Source organism: Psychrobacillus antarcticus (assembly GCF_029533155.1).
In the GTDB taxonomy this organism is placed as follows: domain Bacteria; phylum Bacillota; class Bacilli; order Bacillales_A; family Planococcaceae; genus Psychrobacillus; species Psychrobacillus antarcticus.
The window spans coordinates 75,729-95,630 of the sequence record NZ_JAIZDB010000013.1 but is presented as its reverse complement, the minus strand read 5'-3'; the positions used below and the strand labels follow the sequence as shown (position 1 = coordinate 95,630).

At 35.9% G+C, this 19,902-nt stretch carries 19 protein-coding genes; 12 read left to right on the top strand and 7 right to left on the bottom strand.

Going from position 1 to position 19,902, the window contains the following annotated elements; translation table 11 throughout:
• The first annotated feature begins 562 nt into the window (after positions 1–562).
• From LDK52_RS08715 to LDK52_RS08685, 7 genes are all read left to right on the top strand, one after another.
• On the top strand, positions 563–991 hold the full coding sequence (locus tag LDK52_RS08715) for a hypothetical protein (protein ID WP_277585560.1): 429 nt from the start codon (positions 563–565) through the stop codon (positions 989–991).
• A 474-nt stretch (positions 992–1,465) separates the two neighbouring features.
• The gene (locus tag LDK52_RS08710) at positions 1,466–2,059 is read left to right on the top strand and encodes a GNAT family N-acetyltransferase (RefSeq protein WP_277585559.1); all 594 of its coding nucleotides are present in this window, start codon (positions 1,466–1,468) and stop codon (positions 2,057–2,059) included.
• Positions 2,060–2,120: 61 nt separating this feature from the next.
• Positions 2,121–2,441, top strand: coding sequence for a reverse transcriptase family protein (locus LDK52_RS08705; protein WP_277585569.1), 321 nt, complete (start codon positions 2,121–2,123; stop codon positions 2,439–2,441).
• Positions 2,413–2,715, top strand: coding sequence for a group II intron maturase-specific domain-containing protein (locus LDK52_RS08700; protein ID WP_320415355.1), 303 nt, complete (start codon positions 2,413–2,415; stop codon positions 2,713–2,715). Before LDK52_RS08705 ends, LDK52_RS08700 begins: the two co-directional genes overlap by 29 nt.
• A gap of 269 nt (positions 2,716–2,984) precedes the next feature.
• The gene (locus LDK52_RS08695; RefSeq protein ID WP_277585558.1) at positions 2,985–3,626 is read left to right on the top strand and encodes an HD domain-containing protein; all 642 of its coding nucleotides are present in this window, start codon (positions 2,985–2,987) and stop codon (positions 3,624–3,626) included.
• 37 nt (positions 3,627–3,663) lie between these two features.
• On the top strand, positions 3,664–4,317 hold the full coding sequence (locus LDK52_RS08690; RefSeq protein WP_277585567.1) for an HAD family hydrolase: 654 nt from the start codon (positions 3,664–3,666) through the stop codon (positions 4,315–4,317).
• 278 nt (positions 4,318–4,595) lie between these two features.
• A complete protein-coding gene (locus tag LDK52_RS08685) occupies positions 4,596–4,883 on the top strand; it encodes a phage holin family protein (RefSeq protein ID WP_277585557.1) in 288 nt (95 codons plus the stop codon).
• A 60-nt stretch (positions 4,884–4,943) separates the two neighbouring features.
• On the opposite strand, the gene LDK52_RS08680 is transcribed toward LDK52_RS08685, so the two are convergent.
• Positions 4,944–7,079 carry a cell division protein FtsA gene (locus LDK52_RS08680; protein ID WP_277585556.1) on the bottom strand — a complete coding sequence of 712 codons (2,136 nt, stop codon included), beginning with the start codon at positions 7,077–7,079 and terminating at the stop codon, positions 4,944–4,946.
• Between the two features lie 165 nt (positions 7,080–7,244).
• Here LDK52_RS08680 and LDK52_RS08675 point away from each other — a divergent pair, with 165 nt between their 5' ends.
• Both LDK52_RS08675 and ccpA read left to right on the top strand, forming a co-directional pair.
• Positions 7,245–8,330, top strand: a complete 1,086-nt coding sequence (locus LDK52_RS08675; protein WP_277585555.1) for a bifunctional 3-deoxy-7-phosphoheptulonate synthase/chorismate mutase — start codon at positions 7,245–7,247, stop codon at positions 8,328–8,330.
• A 137-nt stretch (positions 8,331–8,467) separates the two neighbouring features.
• Positions 8,468–9,466 carry a catabolite control protein A gene (gene ccpA, locus LDK52_RS08670; RefSeq protein ID WP_277585554.1) on the top strand — a complete coding sequence of 333 codons (999 nt, stop codon included), beginning with the start codon at positions 8,468–8,470 and terminating at the stop codon, positions 9,464–9,466.
• Positions 9,467–9,712: 246 nt separating this feature from the next.
• Here the strand turns inward: ccpA and LDK52_RS08665 are convergent, their stop codons facing one another.
• The 4 genes from LDK52_RS08665 to LDK52_RS08650 all read right to left on the bottom strand — a co-directional run bounded on the left by LDK52_RS08665 (position 9,713) and on the right by LDK52_RS08650 (position 12,827).
• Complete coding sequence (locus tag LDK52_RS08665) at positions 9,713–10,096, bottom strand: hypothetical protein (RefSeq protein WP_277585553.1); 384 nt, start codon at positions 10,094–10,096, stop codon at positions 9,713–9,715.
• Positions 10,097–10,340: 244 nt separating this feature from the next.
• Complete coding sequence (locus tag LDK52_RS08660; protein WP_277585552.1) at positions 10,341–11,513, bottom strand: acetoin utilization protein AcuC; 1,173 nt, start codon at positions 11,511–11,513, stop codon at positions 10,341–10,343.
• A complete protein-coding gene (locus tag LDK52_RS08655) occupies positions 11,510–12,157 on the bottom strand; it encodes an acetoin utilization AcuB family protein (RefSeq protein WP_277585551.1) in 648 nt (215 codons plus the stop codon). Before LDK52_RS08655 ends, LDK52_RS08660 begins: the two co-directional genes overlap by 4 nt.
• Positions 12,158–12,194: 37 nt before the next feature.
• Complete coding sequence (locus LDK52_RS08650) at positions 12,195–12,827, bottom strand: GNAT family N-acetyltransferase (RefSeq protein WP_277585550.1); 633 nt, start codon at positions 12,825–12,827, stop codon at positions 12,195–12,197.
• Between the two features lie 173 nt (positions 12,828–13,000).
• Between LDK52_RS08650 and acsA the strand changes: the two genes are divergently transcribed.
• The 3 genes from acsA to LDK52_RS08635 all read left to right on the top strand — a co-directional run bounded on the left by acsA (position 13,001) and on the right by LDK52_RS08635 (position 16,283).
• Positions 13,001–14,719, top strand: a complete 1,719-nt coding sequence (gene acsA / locus LDK52_RS08645; protein ID WP_277585549.1) for an acetate--CoA ligase — start codon at positions 13,001–13,003, stop codon at positions 14,717–14,719.
• A 197-nt stretch (positions 14,720–14,916) separates the two neighbouring features.
• On the top strand, positions 14,917–15,342 hold the full coding sequence (locus LDK52_RS08640) for a flavoprotein (protein WP_277585548.1): 426 nt from the start codon (positions 14,917–14,919) through the stop codon (positions 15,340–15,342).
• A 62-nt stretch (positions 15,343–15,404) separates the two neighbouring features.
• Positions 15,405–16,283 carry a phosphotransferase family protein gene (locus LDK52_RS08635; RefSeq protein ID WP_277585547.1) on the top strand — a complete coding sequence of 293 codons (879 nt, stop codon included), beginning with the start codon at positions 15,405–15,407 and terminating at the stop codon, positions 16,281–16,283.
• Positions 16,284–16,344: 61 nt separating this feature from the next.
• Here the strand turns inward: LDK52_RS08635 and LDK52_RS08630 are convergent, their stop codons facing one another.
• Positions 16,345–16,722 (bottom strand): SET domain-containing protein, encoded by a 378-nt coding sequence (locus tag LDK52_RS08630; protein WP_277585546.1) that lies wholly within the window; start codon positions 16,720–16,722, stop codon positions 16,345–16,347.
• 149 nt (positions 16,723–16,871) lie between these two features.
• Positions 16,872–19,814, bottom strand: a complete 2,943-nt coding sequence (locus LDK52_RS08625) for a transglycosylase domain-containing protein (RefSeq protein ID WP_277585545.1) — start codon at positions 19,812–19,814, stop codon at positions 16,872–16,874.
• Positions 19,815–19,902 lie beyond the last annotated feature (88 nt).

Sequence of the window (19,902 nt, the reverse complement as noted above, 5' to 3'; positions counted from 1 at the left end):
CGTCGCTGTGATGTCTCATCTGTCTCCCTCATCCCGCTGGAGTCGCCACCTTTCACTCCAATCAATTAAGTGAGTAGTACTCGATAAGAAGATTAGCAGAGCTTATCGCTAAGACGATAAGAGTAGACAAAGTTAATATAGTTATAAAATCGATTATTGAATAAATAAGGAAGAAATCAGATCTTCTTTTATATAGTGGTAATAAGAGAATTAGTAAGTGTTTACTAAATAAAGAAGTGAAATAGCGAACGAAATTGCATCTTCGTGAGCCTCCTCAATTATTAGGAAAGTATCTTTTCTCTAGTTATCCAAAAATGTACTTACCTGTTTCTAAGAGTTGTAGAAGGGCGACGGACAGTTAATAGCCATAAGATTACCGAGAAAAAAAGATGTTGGTCGTGACTTTAGTCACGACCAGCATCTTTAAAAAAACAAATGGTAATTATATAGCAATAAATCTGTACAAAGCCCTTCGAAAACAGTAGAAACAGGTTTAGATCCTAGAGGACCGGGCGTTTTTTTGCCCGGTTTTTCTTATCAAAGCCATAATAATGATGTCAAGATGCTCGCCAAGTTAATAGGATGGGCAATTACTTCGGAAGGCAAGACACACCCCCATCAATGCCAAGTCGAGAAAACAGCCAAGGCTAATTTGGAACTATTCATCCTTAACAATTTTGAAGAATTATCGAAAGTAATAAAATTTCATGATTTATATAAAATGGTAAATAAAATTAAAGGAATTGGTCCCTTAGCCGCGGATGATGCGTCTATACGGGTTGGTGCTTGCATCGGATTAGTACCTGATAAGGTGTATTTGCACCAAGGCGCACGCGAAGGAGCAAGAAACCTTCTGAGGGATAAAATGAAAAACAAGAGGTATTTGAAAGTAAAGGATTTTCCTGTGGAGTTGCATTCTCTAACTCCAGCACAATTGGAAAATTTTTTGTGTATGTATAAAGATACTTTCTTGCAAAAAAGTGTATCTTAACGAGCGAATTATGAAAAGAAAAACACAACGCCAATAAATATGTGTTATTGAATAAACACCTTTTAAAGCAACTGCCATTACGGTCTGTTTCTTTATTAATTCCAAGAAAAATTTTCCATTATTACGTTATGGAGGAAAGGCTGCTACCTAATTATCACCCTTACTAGGGACACATTTACTACACATAGCGATAGGGATAATAAATGGAAACAAAACTAGTAAGGATAGCAGAATTAGCAAAATCTGAGCAAAAAAGATTAGTTAAATTTTGTGAATGGTGACTAGGAGGAGCCGTGTGCGTGAATAGCGCAAGCACGGTTCTGTGAGGGGGGAGGAACACAATCTACCGTAAGGTAGAGAGGTTCCCTTCTATTCGACTAGTTTAACAAAAATTTCTCTCTTTTGACGTCAATTTTTTGTATTGATGTATTATGAAGAAAAGTCTATTTAATTAGTTAAAGGAGATAAATTACAATGAAAATTGATACAAATTTAATATTAGAAGGAAATAGAATCACACTTGTTCCTCTTGAGATGAAATATAAGGAACAAGTATATGAAGCTATAAAAAGCCCTGATGTATGGAAATATACTTGGAGGGAAGTTAAAACATTTGATGATATAGAACAAATTTTAACGATAGCTGTACAAAGCAAAAATGACTGCAAGCAATTACCTTTTATAATAAAGGATAAATTGTCAGGTGAAGTAATTGGGACAACTCGTATTGGTGACATAGATACAGCAAATCGAAATGTTGAAATAGGATGGACTTGGCTTTCTCCATCAGTTTGGAGAACGAAGGTGAACACAGAATGTAAATTTTTATTACTTCAATATTGTTTTGAAGAACTGAAGGTACTGCGTGTTCAATTTTCAATTAGTGGACAAAATGTACGCTCTCAAAAAGCAGTTGAACGAATAGGCGCAGTAAAAGAAGGTATATTTCGTAAACATAGGATTAAGGCAGATGGGACTATTCACGACAATATATTTTACAGTATTGTTGATACCGAATGGATTGATGTAAAGGGAAAATTGATTAACTTACTGGATAAGAAATACTGATTTAATTCACAACCAATGGATTGATTTTTGTTTTAACAAATGATTTCTATCTGAACCGAGAATGAAATTTACATCTTTTGCACATTTACTAAATAAGCAATCTCTAGTTCATTGCCATCATGAATTACCTAATAAGAAGGCAACTGGGATTAATGGCACAACTAAAGAGCGATACAGTGAAACACTAGAGGAAAATATAGTGGACTTAGTAAGTAGGCTCAAAAGTAAAAGTTATCACCCTGTTCCCGTAAGGAGAATGTACATCCCTAAGCTTAACTCCAGCAACAAAAGACCATTGGGGATACCGGAACATGAAGATAAGAATGTACAGAAAGGCATTACAAAAATACTAAATGCGATCTATGAAAATGATAAAGAGTAACCGAAATAAAGATATTCATATGATGATGGATAGATTTAAACGCTCGCTTGTAGGTTACTACAACTACTATTGCATCACGGATAACACTCAAAGTGTTCACCAATTTAGAGGCAAAATTCAATATTTACTCTTTAAATGGCTCAACAGAAGAAGTCAAAGAAAATCCTTTACTTGGGATAAATTCAATCTCTTTCTTCATAAATACCCGTTACCTTCACCAAGAATTAAAGTGAATATATACGATTTAAGAAAGAAGATTAGCTACATTTTTTGAATGATGACTAGGAGGAGCCGTGTGCGTGAATTGCGCAAGCACGGTTTCTATGAAGGGGGGAGGAATACAATCTACCGTAAGGTAGAGAGGTTCCCTTCTACTCGACTAGTTCAGTAAGCAGCAATGGTTTTTTGAGAGATTTAAATGAATAATTTACTTAATATTGAAACTACTTTTCATATCATACGTATTAAAGAATAGGACAATTTAGTTGATTACATAGTAGAAGATAATAGATTACGAATAAATTAGAAAGTGAGAAACTTCCCATGAAATATATATTGGATAGAGATTATGCAAAAGAGCTTATAGAATGGGCATATGCACAAAATCAAGGACCCTGGTTTAAACATTCTCTAAATGTTGCAAAAGCAACTGAAAACATCTTGGTGGAATTAAATAATAATGGATATGAACTTGATGTTGATTTAGGTTATAATGCTGCCCTCTTACACGATATGGGTAGGTATAAAGGATTTACTAAATCTGTTATTCATTCATATGATGGCTACACTTATTTTGAGGAATTAGGTTTCCTGGGAAACGCATTTGTTTGTGTTACACATTCATTTCCGAACAGGAATAAACAAATAGAAATAGCAGCTGACTGGAGCCTTGTCCCCGAACATATGAAGATAAAATTGGTTGAAGTCTTAGATAGAAACAGTACATATGATATTTACAATAAAGTAATCACTATGTGTGATGCTCTTGCTGATTCCGAAGGTTTTACTACACTTGAAAATAGATTGGTATCAGTTGGTTTACGTCACGGAACAAATTCTCACACCTCCCTTCACTGGCAGGGTTTTTATACTATTAAAAACGAGTTAGAAGGACTACTCGATAAGAGCATATATAAACTACTTCCAGGTGTTGAAGACTCAATTTATACCAAAATAAGTTATTAAGGCGTTTTTTTAAAAAATTGATAAAGGGAGTGTAGTTATTAAAGCAATTATTTTTGATTTTGATGGTACTCTTGCTGATACTTTGCCGATTTGTTTTTATGCGTTTCAAGCTGTATTTAAGGAATTTGACAACATTGAAGTAACTTCAGATGAGATTAAAGCTATGTTCGGTCCATCTGAAACTGGAATCATCATAGAAAACCTTATAGATTCAAATCATGACAAAGCAATCGAACTATATTATAAAAAATATGCCGAAAAGCACAGAGAACTCGTTTTGGATAATGAGGGAATTAGCGATTTACTTCTGCTATTAAAAAGAGATGGTTATAAATTAGGGATTGTAACAGGAAAAGCAAGTAGAAGTCTGCTTATTTCTTTAGAATTCCTTAATATGAATGACTTATTTGATGTAATCATTACTGGTGATGATGTTGATATTCCAAAACCCCATCCAGAGGGAGTAAATAAAGCGTTGGAACAACTTAGCATAAAAAACACCGAAGCTGTTTTCATAGGGGACAGTGAAGCTGACATTCTGGCTGGTAAACAAGCTAACGTACATACAATCGGAGTACAATGGTTGCCAGATTACCAGACACTAGAATTTAGTGTTCAACCAGACCAAATGTTTAGTAGCGTACACGAATTCATACAATCACTTACAAATTATAGGTATGAACAACTGTGAAGCAAGTGAAATTATCCCGATCTTCTTAAAGTGACTGGTGCTTTGCTTCAAGAAGGAGTAAATGATTCGGATGTTGAAATAGTTATGGCTTAGTTCTCACTCCAGGAGAACTAAGCCATTTTATGCGTCAAAAATAAAGCTAATTGGTATGTTAATTCTAATGTTTTTTTGAATGTTTGTAACATTGAACTGAACGGGTTAGAAAACTAATCTGTTATCTGTTTAAACTGAATAGAAATTTAAATATTCGGGCACGCTTCTATCTAAGAGGTGACAATATGAAATTTCCAGATATTCATACAAACTTTTGGGATGCTCTGATAGCTGTACCAGTAATAATCATCCTAACGCAATTTATAAAAATATATTTTAAAATACCTAACAAATATATTCCATATGTAGCTTTAATAATAGGTCTATTAATTTCGATTTTCATTAGCCATCCAAATAATTTGGTTGCAGGCATTTTCATGGGGTGGTTTTATGGCTATGCAGCTGTAGGCAATTATGCTGCTTTAAAAACAGCATGGATTGCATATCGAACTAATAAGAAGGGGTATTCATGATATCACTGTTAGATGAAAAGATCAAAAAAAGAGTCCAATTTGGTACCTTTTTTGTGTAATTCATTCAAATACAATCTCCAATTGATCTCCACCGAATATCTCTTCATCAAAACGTGAAGGCTCTCCGTTTTTTAAAATCTGGAAGGAACCAGCATGTTCTGGCATATTCCATTCTGTAAAACGAAAAACGTCCTGAAAGATCCAAGGAGAGCTGTTAACATCTTGCCATTGAATAGTAGACTCATTAGGAATAATAGCGTCCTGGGACAACTGCACGCCATTTTTATGCACAACTGCACATTCTCTCGAAAGCTCCACTGATTTTTTTTGGAACGAAATCTTTATTTGGTCTACTAATTTCTTTTCAAGCTGATGTGCTAGTTTTGCCAACGTTGGTGAACTAACAGTTTCCAGTTGTATAATATCTTTCTCTTGAACTGAATAGGATAGTTTTACAGGATTTCCATTTAGCAATAACTTGGATGAGAATTTAGGGATAAATTGATTTTTATTATTTATAGTCACTGTATAGGATTGAAGCTGCGTCAAGTAATTTTCTTTATGAATAGCATTTAACACTTGTTCGACTGTTTGCGGAGTCTCTACAGTAATTTTGTCATTCTCCTGCAACAAAGTTTCTAAAGATACCTTTTTTCCATTTATTTTAACGATAGGTTCTACTATATACATAACCCCTTGGAATGTAATAGATTTAATAGTCGCATCGTCCAGCAGATCTCGCATTGTTGCAAGCCCTTCTTTACCGTCAATTCCCTCTAAAAGTTCTATCTTATCATTACTTTGAATAGATGTTTTTGTATTAGCTTCTAACCCATTTAAATGGATAACAGCTGGTTTTCCATGCTCTCCGGGAATATGAATGATTTGCCCATTCACTTGTACAGTTAAAGCGGCTCCGGGTTTTCCATAGAGTTTACGAGCAGAAATATTAGCTGCTAAAAAAGCATCTGCAACAGTCATTTCTTTCAGTTCAAATAAACGGACAATTTGATTGTTTACTTGCACGGACATGTATTGAATTGGTGCGCGCTTTGCAGCGATAGCAATCCCAATAGGTGTTACCAATTCAGGAGTAATTGGTATATGCTCGGCCAACGTTAAGTGTTGAATTGCATCTATCCCCCGCACTGCTACACGATTTGCAGGCAAATTTAGCTTTTCAGCTAAAATACGAGGTAGGGTTGGCGTCAAACTTCCTCCCCCAACTAGCATAACGGCCTTTGTAGGCTTGTTACTATTTAGTCGAAGAATTTCGTTTGAGATGGAACTAGCTAAAACTTCTATAGCAGGTTTTAGTGATTCAACAACTTCATCTTTAGGGATGTCCTGCTCGAAGCCTAAAATATCCTTAATTTGGATAAAATCCTCGGTATTAATCATTCTTTTTGCTTCCTCGGCAAGTGGAAAGTCCAACAAGTAATGTTCACTCAAAGCTTCTGTAATTTCATCACCAGCTGTTGCTACCATACCGTAGGCAACCACAGTTCCTAAATCTGTGATGGCAATATCGGAAGTTCCGGCCCCAATATCTACTAGTGCAACGTTTAATCTTCGCATGGAAGGGGGTATCAACACATTAATCGCGGCAATTGGTTCTAACGTTAATGCTTCCATTTCTAAGTCTGCCCGTTTTAATGCAGAAATAAGAGACTCCACTACGACACGTGGAAGAAAAGTAGCAATTACCTCAATTGATGCTTCGTTTCCTTGTTGATCTACTAAACTTCCGATTTCTTCCCCATCTAATCGATAATAGACAACACTGTATCCAACACAATAATAATGATTGGTATGTTTATCAGTATCATTTTGGATTAGATTACTTTGTGCTTTTTGAACAGCTGATAACTCCAGTCGATTCATGTCATCTTCTGAAAAAATAGGTCTATTTTTGATGTCCATTATTACTTCGGCTTGCTCTGTTTTTAACGCTCTTCCGGCAGCGGCCACGCTTACTTTTTCAAGTTTGCCATGCGTTTTTTCTAACTTTTCTTTAACGGACTGAATTATTTCTGCCACTTTTAATACATTATGTATTTGACCATCAACCATTGCCCGTTCTTTATGTTCTTCAACTAATATATCAACAACATGAAAAGACTCCCCATGTTCTTCTAGGATAATACCTACTACTGAACTTGTCCCAATATCTAAAGCAAATAACTTTGATGTCAATTTCTCACGTCCTTTTTCAGACAAGCGCTTTAACGAGTTGAATCGCTAAAATAAAATGCGTGACATTTTCCCATGCATTGATTATAATATGTCTTATATCTAAAAATATATCACAATTTTCTGTCGTTATAAAGTACCGGTGGAGAGAAGAGAGGAGAATTATCTATGAGTCATGTAGATTTAGACGCATTACGCGCACGTGTTGATGAAATTAACGTAGAAATTTTACAGTTAATTAACGAAAGAACTGGTGTTATTCAAGAGATTGGTAAAGTAAAAGAGAAGCAAGGTGTTAATAGATATGATCCTCTTCGCGAAAGACATATGTTAGATCACTTGAAAGAAAATAATGCTGGACCACTTCCACAATCTACGGTTGAGCATATCTTTAAAGAAATCTTTAAGACTGCTTTGGAATTACAAGTGGACGATCAAAAGAAAGCACTTCTTGTTTCACGTACAAGAAAACCAGAAGACACAATTGTCAATATCAATGGTGAAAAAATTGGAACAGGAACACCTTCTTTTGTATTTGGTCCTTGTTCTGTAGAATCTTATACGCAAGTAGCAGAGGTAGCAGCAGCTATCCAGTCTAAAGGTTTAAAACTAATCCGTGGTGGAGCATATAAACCACGTACTTCTCCTTATGATTTCCAAGGATTAGGACTAGAGGGATTAAAAATATTAAAGAAAATTTCAAAAGAATTTGGTTTATCTACAGTATCTGAAATTGTAACGCCAAGTCATTTAGATGAAGCACTAGATTATATTGATGTAGTACAAATTGGTGCTCGTAATATGCAAAACTTTGAATTATTAAAAGCAGTTGGATCTATCAATAAACCTGTCCTGTTAAAACGAGGAATGGCTGCTACACTAGATGAATTTATCCATGCAGCGGAATACATTGCTTCTCAAGGTAATGACCAAATTATCCTATGTGAACGTGGAATTCGTACGTATGAACGTGCAACTCGAAATACATTAGATATTTCAGCTGTCCCAATTTTAAAACAAGAAACACATTTACCGGTATTTGTAGATGTAACACATTCAACTGGACGTCGTGATATTCTTTTACCTGCTGCAAAAGCTGCAATTGCAATTGGAGCAGACGGCGTAATGGCAGAGGTTCATCCAGATCCAGCAGTAGCTTTATCGGATGCTGCACAACAAATGAACTTACAGCAATTTGATGAGTTTTATGATTCCATACAAAAATTCTTGAAGAATCATGAAATTCATGCTTAATAAGTGAAAAAATTCACAAAACCGACTCTTATTTTAGAGTCGGTTTTACTATTTAATTGAAAGTTAGGAAGGTTATCAAGTATTATTGAAGCATATATGTATATTTTGTATGTGAAAAGGTGAAGGAGGGATAAATGTTGACTATTACAATTTACGATGTTGCAAGAGAGGCAAATGTTTCGATGGCAACTGTTTCACGTGTTGTGAATGGAAATCAGAATGTGAAGCCAGCTACGCGGCAAAAGGTGTTAGCGGTTATTGAACGACTGGAGTATCGACCAAATGCTGTAGCACGGGGGCTAGCAAGTAAAAAAACAAAAACGGTAGGCATTATTATTCCAGATATTTCGAATGTATTTTATGCAGAGCTTGTTCGTGGTATAGAGGATATTGCAACAATGTATCGTTATAACATCATATTAACTAACTCCGATCAGCAAAAAGATAAAGAAGTCCAATTGCTTTCCACATTACTTAGTAAGCAAGTGGATGGGGTAGTTATGATGAGTGATGAAATATCTCCTGAGATGTTACATGAAATGAAAAGAACAACGGTTCCGATTGTATTAGCAGGAACAGTGGAAGCTTCTAACTCTTTTCCTTCAGTAAATATCGAATATCATCAAGCAGCAGTGGATGCTGTTAACCGTCTTATCAAAAATGGTCATACACGGATTGCTTTTGTATCTGGATCTATTGATAGCACAATTACAAGACTATACAAGCTATCAGGATATGAAAAAGCGTTAAATGAGGCAAGTATTGAAATTGATACAGATCTTATTGTTGGTGTTAATAATACATACGACGATGGCCTTGTTGCATGGAATCAGTTACGAGAGCTAAAGGATCCGCCAACTGCATTTTTTGCTGGTAATGATGAAATTGCTATTGGTTTGATCCATGGGGCACAAGATAATGGATTAAATGTACCAGAGGATATCGAAGTAATGAGTTTTGAAAACTCAAAACTTTCCAGAATGGTTAGACCTCAATTAACGAGTGTAGTTTTGCCCTTGTATGAAATTGGGGCAGTTTCTATGAGATTGCTGACGAAGCATATGAACAAAGAGAATATTGAAGAAGACACGGTTATTCTTCCGTATTGGATTGAAGAGAGAGAATCTGTTAAGTAAATCAACGCCAGTAGCCATTTTTGTAACCCGTTCATTTCAATGGCACAAACATTCAAAATGGCTTAGTTCTCCTTGAGTGAGAACTAAGCCATAATTATTTAGGTATTCGAATTTTTATCAATAGCACCTTGTAGTCATTGACTTTTATCATTTGTACAAAGAAAAATGTATAACAATCTCCAGAATAAAACCAAACTCAAATATGGTATGTAAAGAAAATAAAACATACTATTTCTTAAAGTATTATTATTTTTGCCACGAACCATTCATTTGAATTATTTCTCCACCAGTTTTTACACGATAAGTAACCCCTCTATTTGGTGTAGACCTATTACTTACGTCAAAATCTCCTAATTGAATGACATACTTGTAGTCTCTATATTCAATATGAAACTCTTCGTTTGGATATGTGTTCTGTAAATATTCCTCTAATTCATCATAACGTTGTGCATGAATATTTGAACGTATAGTAGGATAAATTGTGAAAAAAATAATATAACTACCGATGATTATAAAAGCGATTATCCGTGCCATCTTTTTTCTTTTTCGAAAAATTATTAATATGATAAAGATAATTATTGATATAATGACTGCAAAGCCAATTAAAAAAAGTACATCTTCTGATTTCAAAGAATTCCCTCCTTTAAATTAAGCGACATCAAAAAATTCTTCACCAGTTAAAACTCGTGGTTGTATGTAATTTTATTTCTATATATCCGCCCCAAAAAACCTTTCAAATAGTTCCCAAAGTACCGTATGGTAATATTTATTTAATACCTGATAAATGGACTGTTAATTAGCATACAATTAACAGTCCATTTATGTGTGTAATATGAGCTTTTTACCACTCTGCTGAACGGGTTAGTCTTTTAGGTTACTGGTGTTTCTTAAATGCTTGCTGATTTCGCAATTGGTAAAGTGATTTATCCAACATTTGTAAATTTTTTTCCGTAATTTCTACCTTACGCGGAATAGGTTCGTAAAGGGGATTAGGATCCTCCCAAGTAGGGATAAGTGGAATTGGTGATTCTTTAGACCACTTATCTAACCAACTCTTTGGTAACTCGCCTTCAGGTAATGGAATGTCATTCATGACCATCCAGACATAGGACCAAGCTCGAGGTACAACTCTCCATATATCGTAGCCCCCACCACCAACTGCAATCCATTTACCATTGCAAAATTCATGGGCAAGCTCATGAGCGAGCTTAGGAATCTCTTGATAGATTTTCATCGTGCCATATAAATGAGTAAGCGGATCAAAATAATGAGCATCAGCACCATTCTGAGTAAGAATAACATCTGGTTTAAACGCTTCTACAATTTCTCGAAAGCTTGTACGATAAATATCTAAAAAGGACTCATCCTCGGTAAAAGCATCGATAGGGAAATTAAAGGAGGTACCGTAGCCCTCTCCAGTTCCTCTTTCAGAGATATTCCCAGTACCTGGGAATAAATATCTTCCAGTTTCATGAATCGAAATAGTACACACATTTGGGTCATCGTAAAAACTCCATTGGACACCATCTCCGTGATGGGCATCTGTATCTATGTAAAGAACGCGTGCATTATACTTTTCTTGTATATACTTAATAGCAACAGAACTATCGTTGTATATACAAAATCCAGATGCACGTCCCCTGAAACCGTGATGAAGACCACCACCTAAATTCACAGCATGGAATGATTTCCCTTCCATTACATAGTCAACTGCGGTCAAAGTACCTCCGACAAGAGTTGCACTGGCCTCATGCATATTTGGAAAGATAGGGGTATCCTCGGTACCAATTCCATAGCTTTCATATTTAGTACTATCTGCGTTTTCCTTGCTTGCTTCTTTTACTATCTCAATATAATTTGGATCATGAGCTAGAAGTAGTTCCTCGTCTGTAGCCATTCTAGGTGCGACAATATCTGATAAAGAGAGAGCATTTACTTCTTTTAATAGATCAACCGTTAGTGTAAGCCGTTTTTGATTGAATGGATGAGTATCCGAAAACTTATAGCCTAACTGATCTTGGGAAAAGACGAATACTGCATCTTTCATAGTCCAAGTCCTGGGTGATTTGGCCATAATACCTCAAAGCCCACGGCACGAATAGATTCAATAAGTCCAAGAGGGTTTATTGTTTTTACGCGAAGCACTAAGATTTTATAATCACTTTTATCTTTATCAGGATAAACTAAAACACTTAACACATTTATCTTTAGGTCGTGGAAAACTTTGGAAACTTCGAACAGTACTCCGGGTTTGTTAGGAACTCGTATTTCAATTTGGGATCCTGGTTGATGGACGCCAGTTAGTTCGATAAATTTATAGAGTAAATCGGACTCGGTGATCATTCCTACCAGTTTTCCATGTGATACGATTGGTAAACAGCCAATACGATTATCATAAAATATACTTGCAGTTTCCTCCACGAAATCTAGGGGATGACCAGTCATCGGATTTTTGGTCATAATTTCTTCTAATGTACGATTGTATATTTCAGGGTCCGATACATTTTGTAATGTCGATGGAGTTGCATCTTTTAAGTCTCGATCAGTCACGACTCCAAGTACTTGTCGTTTATCATTAATAATTGGTACATGACGTATTTTCTTCTCTTTTAGTAGTTGTAATGCATCATTAATCGTGTGTTCCGGTGTTAAAGTAGGTACGGAAGTATTCATGATTTGTTCAACTAGCATGTGTATGAACTCCTTTTGTTAGAAAGTTAGTCATTGATTAATACATAAAACGATTCATAAAACGTAATTGATCGAATTGTTGGATGGAATCTGTATCAACTCTGCTACCAATCTTAGCCATTAAACAATTGGCAGGGTGAGAGCTAATCTCGGGGTCATCTGTTGCAAAATACTCAAGTCCACCTGCTTGCATCATTTTCTCCATTACTTTTCTATATTCCCATACGTTTAAACCAGTGCCTTTCAAATCCCAGTGCCAGTAATACTCTGTTGTAATCGTAATATAATCATCCATTGCATCATCCATCATGGAGACACGAAGAAGGGTTTTTCCGACTCCTGTGCCACGGAATTTTGGTATTACCTCAATTGCCCCTAACTCTATCAAATTTTCCATATTCCCGTGCGACCATCTTTCTAGTGGATCTGGATATAGGAATGTACAATAACCTACAATAGTTTCTTGATCTCGCACAATAATTAATCTTCCTTCTGGCAACTTGGCAATTTCAATAATTGCTTGATGCTGCTGAGCGGGTGCGCGAAAAGCTACTAAATCCTCATGGAATTGTAACCTAGCAATTTCCTCAGAAGGAACAGGGCCTTCAATAACTACAGTGCCATATACCGTCTCTTTCTGCACTGCATAATACATTTTTGGATGTATCAAATTTTCACCGCCTATTTAGATAATTGTAAGTATATTTATTATACATGATTTTAAATTAAGAAAACGATTACTTCTATTTATTTAATTAAACATTCTAAAAAGTATAAAGATTGGCAAAAGTACGAAGAAGTATTGTAGAATGTAATAGTATAGTTATAGAAAGGGTGAATAGGATGAAGATTGAAACATTACAAGTAGTTCAAGGGGACTTCCAGTTAAGTAATTATGAAGAAACTGCAAAAAACTTTAAATGGGAAGATGCAGAGAAAGAGTTTTCATGGCATAAAACTGGAAAAGTGAATATGGCGTATGAAGCAATTGACCGTCATGCAGAATCTGATAAGAAGGATAAAATCGCACTTCATTATCAAGATGCAGAACGTAAAGAATCTTATACATTCGGTGATATGAAAAAATGGACCGATAAAGCTGCAAATCTATATGTAAATCATTCGAATTTAACAAAAGGGGATCGTCTCTTTATTTTTATGCCGAGATCACCAGAGCTGTATTTTGCACTTCTTGGAGCTACAAAATTGGGATTGATTGTTGGTCCACTTTTTGAAGCGTTTATGGAAGGCGCAGTTTACGATCGATTACTAGATAGTAAAGCGAAAGCAATTGTCACAACTCCGGAATTATTAGATAGAATACCGTTAGATAAATTACCAGATTTAGAAACTGTATTTATAGTTGGTGAAAATGTAGAGGAATCCGATAAGTTTATCGATTTCAAAAAAGCATTACATAATGCCTCAGAAGATTTTGAAATACAATGGGTTGATAGAGAAGATGGACTGATTTTACACTATACTTCTGGTTCAACAGGTAAACCAAAAGGGATTTTACATGCACACAATGCAATGGTGCAACAATACCAATCCATGAAATGGGTAATGGATATTAGAGATGATGATATCTATTGGTGTACAGCAGATCCGGGTTGGGTAACTGGAACAGCGTATGGCATCTTCGGTCCTTGGTTAACAGGAACTACATCACTTATTCTCGGAGGTCGATTCTCTCCAGATGCTTGGTATAATGCGATAGATGATTACGGAGTTACTGTTTGGTATAGTGCACCAACAGCATACCGCATGCTGATGGGAGCGGGTGATGCCATCGTCAAGCGGCATGATTTGTCTTCATTACGTCATGTGTTATCAGTAGGGGAACCGTTAAATCCAGAGGTGATCAAATGGGGTATGCAAGTATTCAACAAAAGAATACATGATACTTGGTGGATGACTGAAACTGGTGCATTAATGATCTGTAACTATGGTTCTATGCCTATTAAACCAGGTTCCATGGGTAAACCACTTCCTGGAACTGAAGCAGCTATTATAGATAATCAGGGTAACATAGTACCACCTTATACAATGGGGAATCTAGCACTTAAAAAGGGTTGGCCAGCTATGATGCGTCAAGTGTGGAACAATAAAGAGAAGTTCGATTCCTACTTCATCAATGATGAATGGTATTTCTCAGGAGACTCTGCTTATATGGATGAGGAAGGATACTTCTGGTTCCAAGGTCGAGTGGATGATGTAATTATGACATCCGGTGAGCGCGTAGGACCATTTGAGGTGGAGAGTAAATTACTAGAGCATCCAGCTATTTTAGAGGCAGGGGTAATAGGCAAACCTGATCCGATACGAGGCGAAATTATCAAAGCTTTTGTTGCGTTAAATGAAGGATATGAACCAACTGACGAATTAATCGAAGAAATTAAACTATTTGTCAAAAAAGGACTCGCAGCACATGCAGCACCTAGAGAAATCGAATTCAAAGATAAGCTTCCAAAAACAAGAAGTGGTAAAATAATGCGTAGAGTATTAAAAGCTTGGGAGTTAAAGCTGCCAACAGGAGATTTATCTACGATGGAAGACTAATAGTATAAGTGAACTAAAAGGATGATCACCAGAATATAAAATCAAAAAGCATTGCGTTTAGCAGTGCTTTTTGTATTTGAAATTATCCAAGGTAGTAGTTTGAGGTGTAATTTTAAAGTAATGAATATAGTCTTCTCTGAAATAGCGCGATGCGATTGGGAAAATATAAAATAATATTCTTTTTAGGAGGTTCTTTAATGGACAACTCATTCCAAAAGTTTTTAGATACTTATTTAGATGTTTGGAGAGCTTCGTCATTAACGGAATTGATAGAATTTATATCAGAAGATTATGAAGCAAGGGAAGTAACAGGAGGAAATATAATTGACTTTGGTTATGAAGAGTCAGTAAATGGATGGAAGCAGGGTTTCACTTTTGCTAAAGAAAATATAGCTCAATGGAATATAAATGTAATTTCCATTCTTCCTTTAAGAGAATTTGAAACTATTGTTATTTTAACCGCTACTTTGGTTATTCAGGGTAAGAGTCTAGATACAGCAAATTTATTCTTTCAAACGTTCAAAAGAAATAGCATGAGCGATTGGAAATTAGTAAGAAGTTACATAGAAGCAGGCATTCCTTATGTAAGTACCAACAGTGCCCTATTCAATATCAAGGAATAGTAGATGCATGCTATTAAAACTACACAACATATTCGCAATCTAAAAGATGTGGGTGAAATTAAATGGAACAATTAGATGAAATGATAAAAAAGTTAAAAATAAACGTTCTTACCATAGAGGATGTTCCTGATTCCTTCAGCTCAACAGTATATAAAATACAACAAATGAATCATGAGATCGTGTATCTTAAAATCCCCTATTCTAAAGTGAAATTAGTACGTGAATATGAGGCGTTAGAAATATTGAGTGATGCATTACCAGTACCAACATTATTAGGATATTGGGAAGGGAACGATGAATTACCTGGTGCTCTTTTGCTTTCGGAGATGAAAGGGCAGCCTGTTTCTGGAAAGGTTGATAAAATATTAGCCTATGATATTGGCATTCACCATGCAAAGTTACATAACGTTTCTCCACAAGAAAACTATTCATATAAAGGGATTGCAAATGTATATGAACAATGGTCAACATTTGCTGAAACACATTTTTATGGTTTTGCAGAAGATGTTAAAGAAGTAATACCTGAGGATTTATTAAAACAATCAATAGAACTATTTGAAGAGCAACGAAAATGTCTTCCTAATCCAGATGGACCGAGCTTTATACATATGGATTTTCGGCCGGCGAATATTATTATCCATGAAAATCAGGTTTCAGGAATTATTGATTTTGAAAGTGCTCGATTTGGTGCAACGGAAATGGATTTCATAAAACTTAACCGTGACATATTTATGAAAAATCCAGGGACATTAGAAGCTTACCGACAGGGCTATCAATCTATTCGTCCACTAATAGATTTAGAAGCCATATTACCATTCTATCGTTTTATGGATGCATTTAATTCATTGGGGTGGTGTAAAAGACGTGGCATCGAAAAGCACCAACAATTTTTTAATGAGAATTATAGCATCTTAAAATCTATTCTAATGAATGAACGTTAATTCAACTGGATTCCTAGTAAATAAAAGAAGGCGACTCATTGAGAATCGCCTTCTTTTCTTCTTATTCCTTATTAAACCAAAGTTCATCATTGTTATCAATTTCACCATTATAATTAATGAGAATTTCTTCTCCTGCTTTTATATCGGTGTAGGCAGAGAAGTCGAATGTGTGGTTATCAAAATTAATCTCATAGTCTGCATTAGGTGTATAAGAATGATTAAACAACATACCATATCCCAGAAGGATAGCAGTGTGATTTATCCCATACTCAAAAGCGTAATCCGCTAATAAGGTTTGCTCAATGTGATGATGCTGTTCGTTAGGGTATGAAATGACAGGTGCCTCATGGAAAAGCTCTCCTTTTTTGATGTCACGTTTAGCAAATACCCCTCTATTGAATTCTCCATCACTTAATGTAGATGTTTTTACTTCAATCATGTTTTTCGCCTTCTCACTTTTAAATATTCTTTCTTACTGTAACATGAACTTGAACATTATGCTCTTTTTATTTGTCTTGAAAATTATAAAAAAGAAAACAAGAGCCCGATTCTAAATCGAATTTTGGGCTCTTGTTTAGTTGGACCGAATTATTCTCCGCCTTCACCAGGAGAAGTAGGTGCTTCCTCTACAGGAGGAGTTACAGGTTCTTCATTCACAGGTGGAGTAACTGGTTCTACAACAACAGGAGGTATCACTGGTTCCTCTTTACCTTCATCAGGTACTGTTGGTGGTTCTACCGGCACTACTGGCTCTGGTGGTTCTGCAGCTTCTATAGAAACTATATTAGATGCTCCAGATTCTAATCCAGTGATATCTACAGCAACAGCGATAAATTGACCTGCTCGATTAATAGCTAAACTGTTTCCCGCGGCCTCTTTTTTAGAAGAAAGTAGAGCTCTTTGTCCATTTACGACTTCATACACTCGGTATCCTACAACATCTGCAGAAGCGGAATTAGACCAAGTAATTGTGCCATTCGTCATGGTAGCTGTGACCCCAGCTGGTGGGCTTCCGTCAGCATTAAATACTTCCTCAGAAACGACATTACCTCCAAAGGCCGATTTTGTAGGGAATAGTTTAGAAGCATTGCCTCCAAATTTACCAAGCATACGCTTGATAAAGTTTTCGTTTACTCCATAACCACCACTTACGACAAATTCACCTGGAGTAGAAGCTAGCGCACGATATCTATTTCCGTTTATCTCAACGTAAGAGGAAGAGATTAGACTGTCATCTTTTGCATTTGGTAATAAGACAGCTGCGTTAAATAAATCAGTCTTCACTAGACCAGCTTGAGAACAAGCATCAGAAACGGCAAGTCCTGAAATTCCACAGAAAGATCTAGAAACGACTCCTTCAGGTGCTGTAAAGTTAGTAGAAGCATCGACTAATTCAGGATTGACGTCATACATAGCGTTCATCATATTAGACCAGAACATATTGATACGCACGCTAGGGTGATTGTAACGATTATTCATATAATATAATGTTTGTGTGTCATCTCCATAACCCAACCAAACTCCTAGAGAAACATTTGGGTTATAGCCAACTAGCCATGAATCATTATGATTTTGTGTAGTACCTGTTTTTGCTCCAAAATCAGATTGGAATTTTAATCGAGAGTTTGCTAATTTTGCAGTTCCTTCAGACATTACATCTCTTAACATATCGGTAATAATGTAGGAAGTAGCGGCACTGAACACCGGTACAGCTTCCACTTCATGCTGATAGATAACATTACCATCTACATCTTCAATTTTTTCAATCATATATGCATCAATAAATTGGCCATTATTAGCGAATGTACCAAATGCATTTGTATTTTCCTCGACTGTTGCACCTTTAGTCATCCCACCAATGGAAAGTGCATGATTAGCATACTCCGCCTCGTCAATACTCTCAAATCCCATTTTCGTCAAGAAGTCAGTAGGCTTCCGATCCATGATTAAATCGTATAATCGAATAGTGGACAAGTTTTGTGACGTTGTCAAAGCATCTCGAGCAGAAATGATACCTAGTTCCTGCTCAGTTGTATAGTTAGATGGTGATTTAGCCCACGTAGTGCTACTTAAATTTTCTAATTTTACATCGACTACCGGACTACCGGCACCTATTACACCGTATTCTATTGCTGGTGCATATACTAAGAGTGGCTTGATCGTAGAGCCTATTGGTCGGATACCTTGAGTAGCAAAGTTTACATCACTAAGATTATGATCTCTTCCTCCCAAGAAGGAAAGAATTTTACCTGTACCATTTTCTATTAGCATTCCACCAACTTGAACAGGAAAATCTTTTAAAACCATTTCTCCTGAATCCTCATCTTTTACTTCCTTTTGGAAGGTATGACCATAATATTCGAATTCATCTCTCACTTTTAGCATAGCTTCATACATGTCTTTATTTATAGTTGTATGAATGCGATAACCATCTGTACTAATGGAACGTTGTGCTAAAATATCATATTTTTCAAATAGTTTATCTTCTTGATCTAATCTTTCTGGATCAATTGAGTCTGCTGCCGCAAACTTATCTCTTAAAATAGCTTTAACTCTATTTTCAATTTCGTATGTTAACCAAGGGTATTTATCTTCGGGAACAATTTCTGGTTGTCTAAAATCTTTTGTAATATCATAGCCAACAGCATTATTATATTCTTCATCCGTAATATAACCAGTTTCATTCATCCGGAATAAAACAGTCCTCATCCTATCAATACCAAGCTGTAGAGCTTCGCCTTCTTTCAACTCGCCACCTTGTCGAAATGGCGTGTAGGCAAACGGAGCTTGTGGTATACCTGCTATGTAGGCAGCTTGAGGTAAACTAAGATCTTTTGCTTTTACATTAAATATTCCAATTGCGGCTGTTTCTATCCCTGCAATATTTCTCCCGTTTGAATTTCGGCCATAGGGGATTATATTCAAATATGCTTCTAGTATTTCTTCTTTGTTCATAAAGTGTTCTAAGCGCATTGCTAATAGTATTTCTTTAGCTTTACGTTCATACGAAACTTCATTTGTTAATACTTGGTTTTTAATCAATTGTTGAGTTAATGTTGATCCACCAGTTTGTGTATCTGAATTGGATACATCTTGAAGTAACCCGCGGAATATCGCTTTAGGAACAATTCCATTATGCATTTCAAAATACTCATCTTCCGTTGCCAATACAGCATCAATTACATGAGGAGAAACCTCAGATAAATTCGTTTCTGTTCTTTCTAAATCAGTGCGTAATTTACCTAAATACACATTTTCATCAAAATAGACTTCAGATGTCTCTTCATAATTAAGTACAGCAGTTCGCATTTCTTCCTTAGCACGAAGTGGTTCTTCTTTTACTAGTGAAGCAAAGTAACCTGCTCCAACAGATACACCGAAAATTCCCATTGTCAGGAGTCCGACAATGAAAAGTAGGCCTAAATTCCATATAACACTAGAGGATATCCTTAAACTCTTAGCCCATTTAGTAGACTCCCACATATCAAATTTATCTTTATACATCTGTATTTTTTTTTGCCAATTCTTCATTCATTTCTCGCCCCCTAAATCTTGAACTATTATACCATAAGCGCATATTGTTAGACGATAGTTATTGACATACTACGTAGATTAGGTA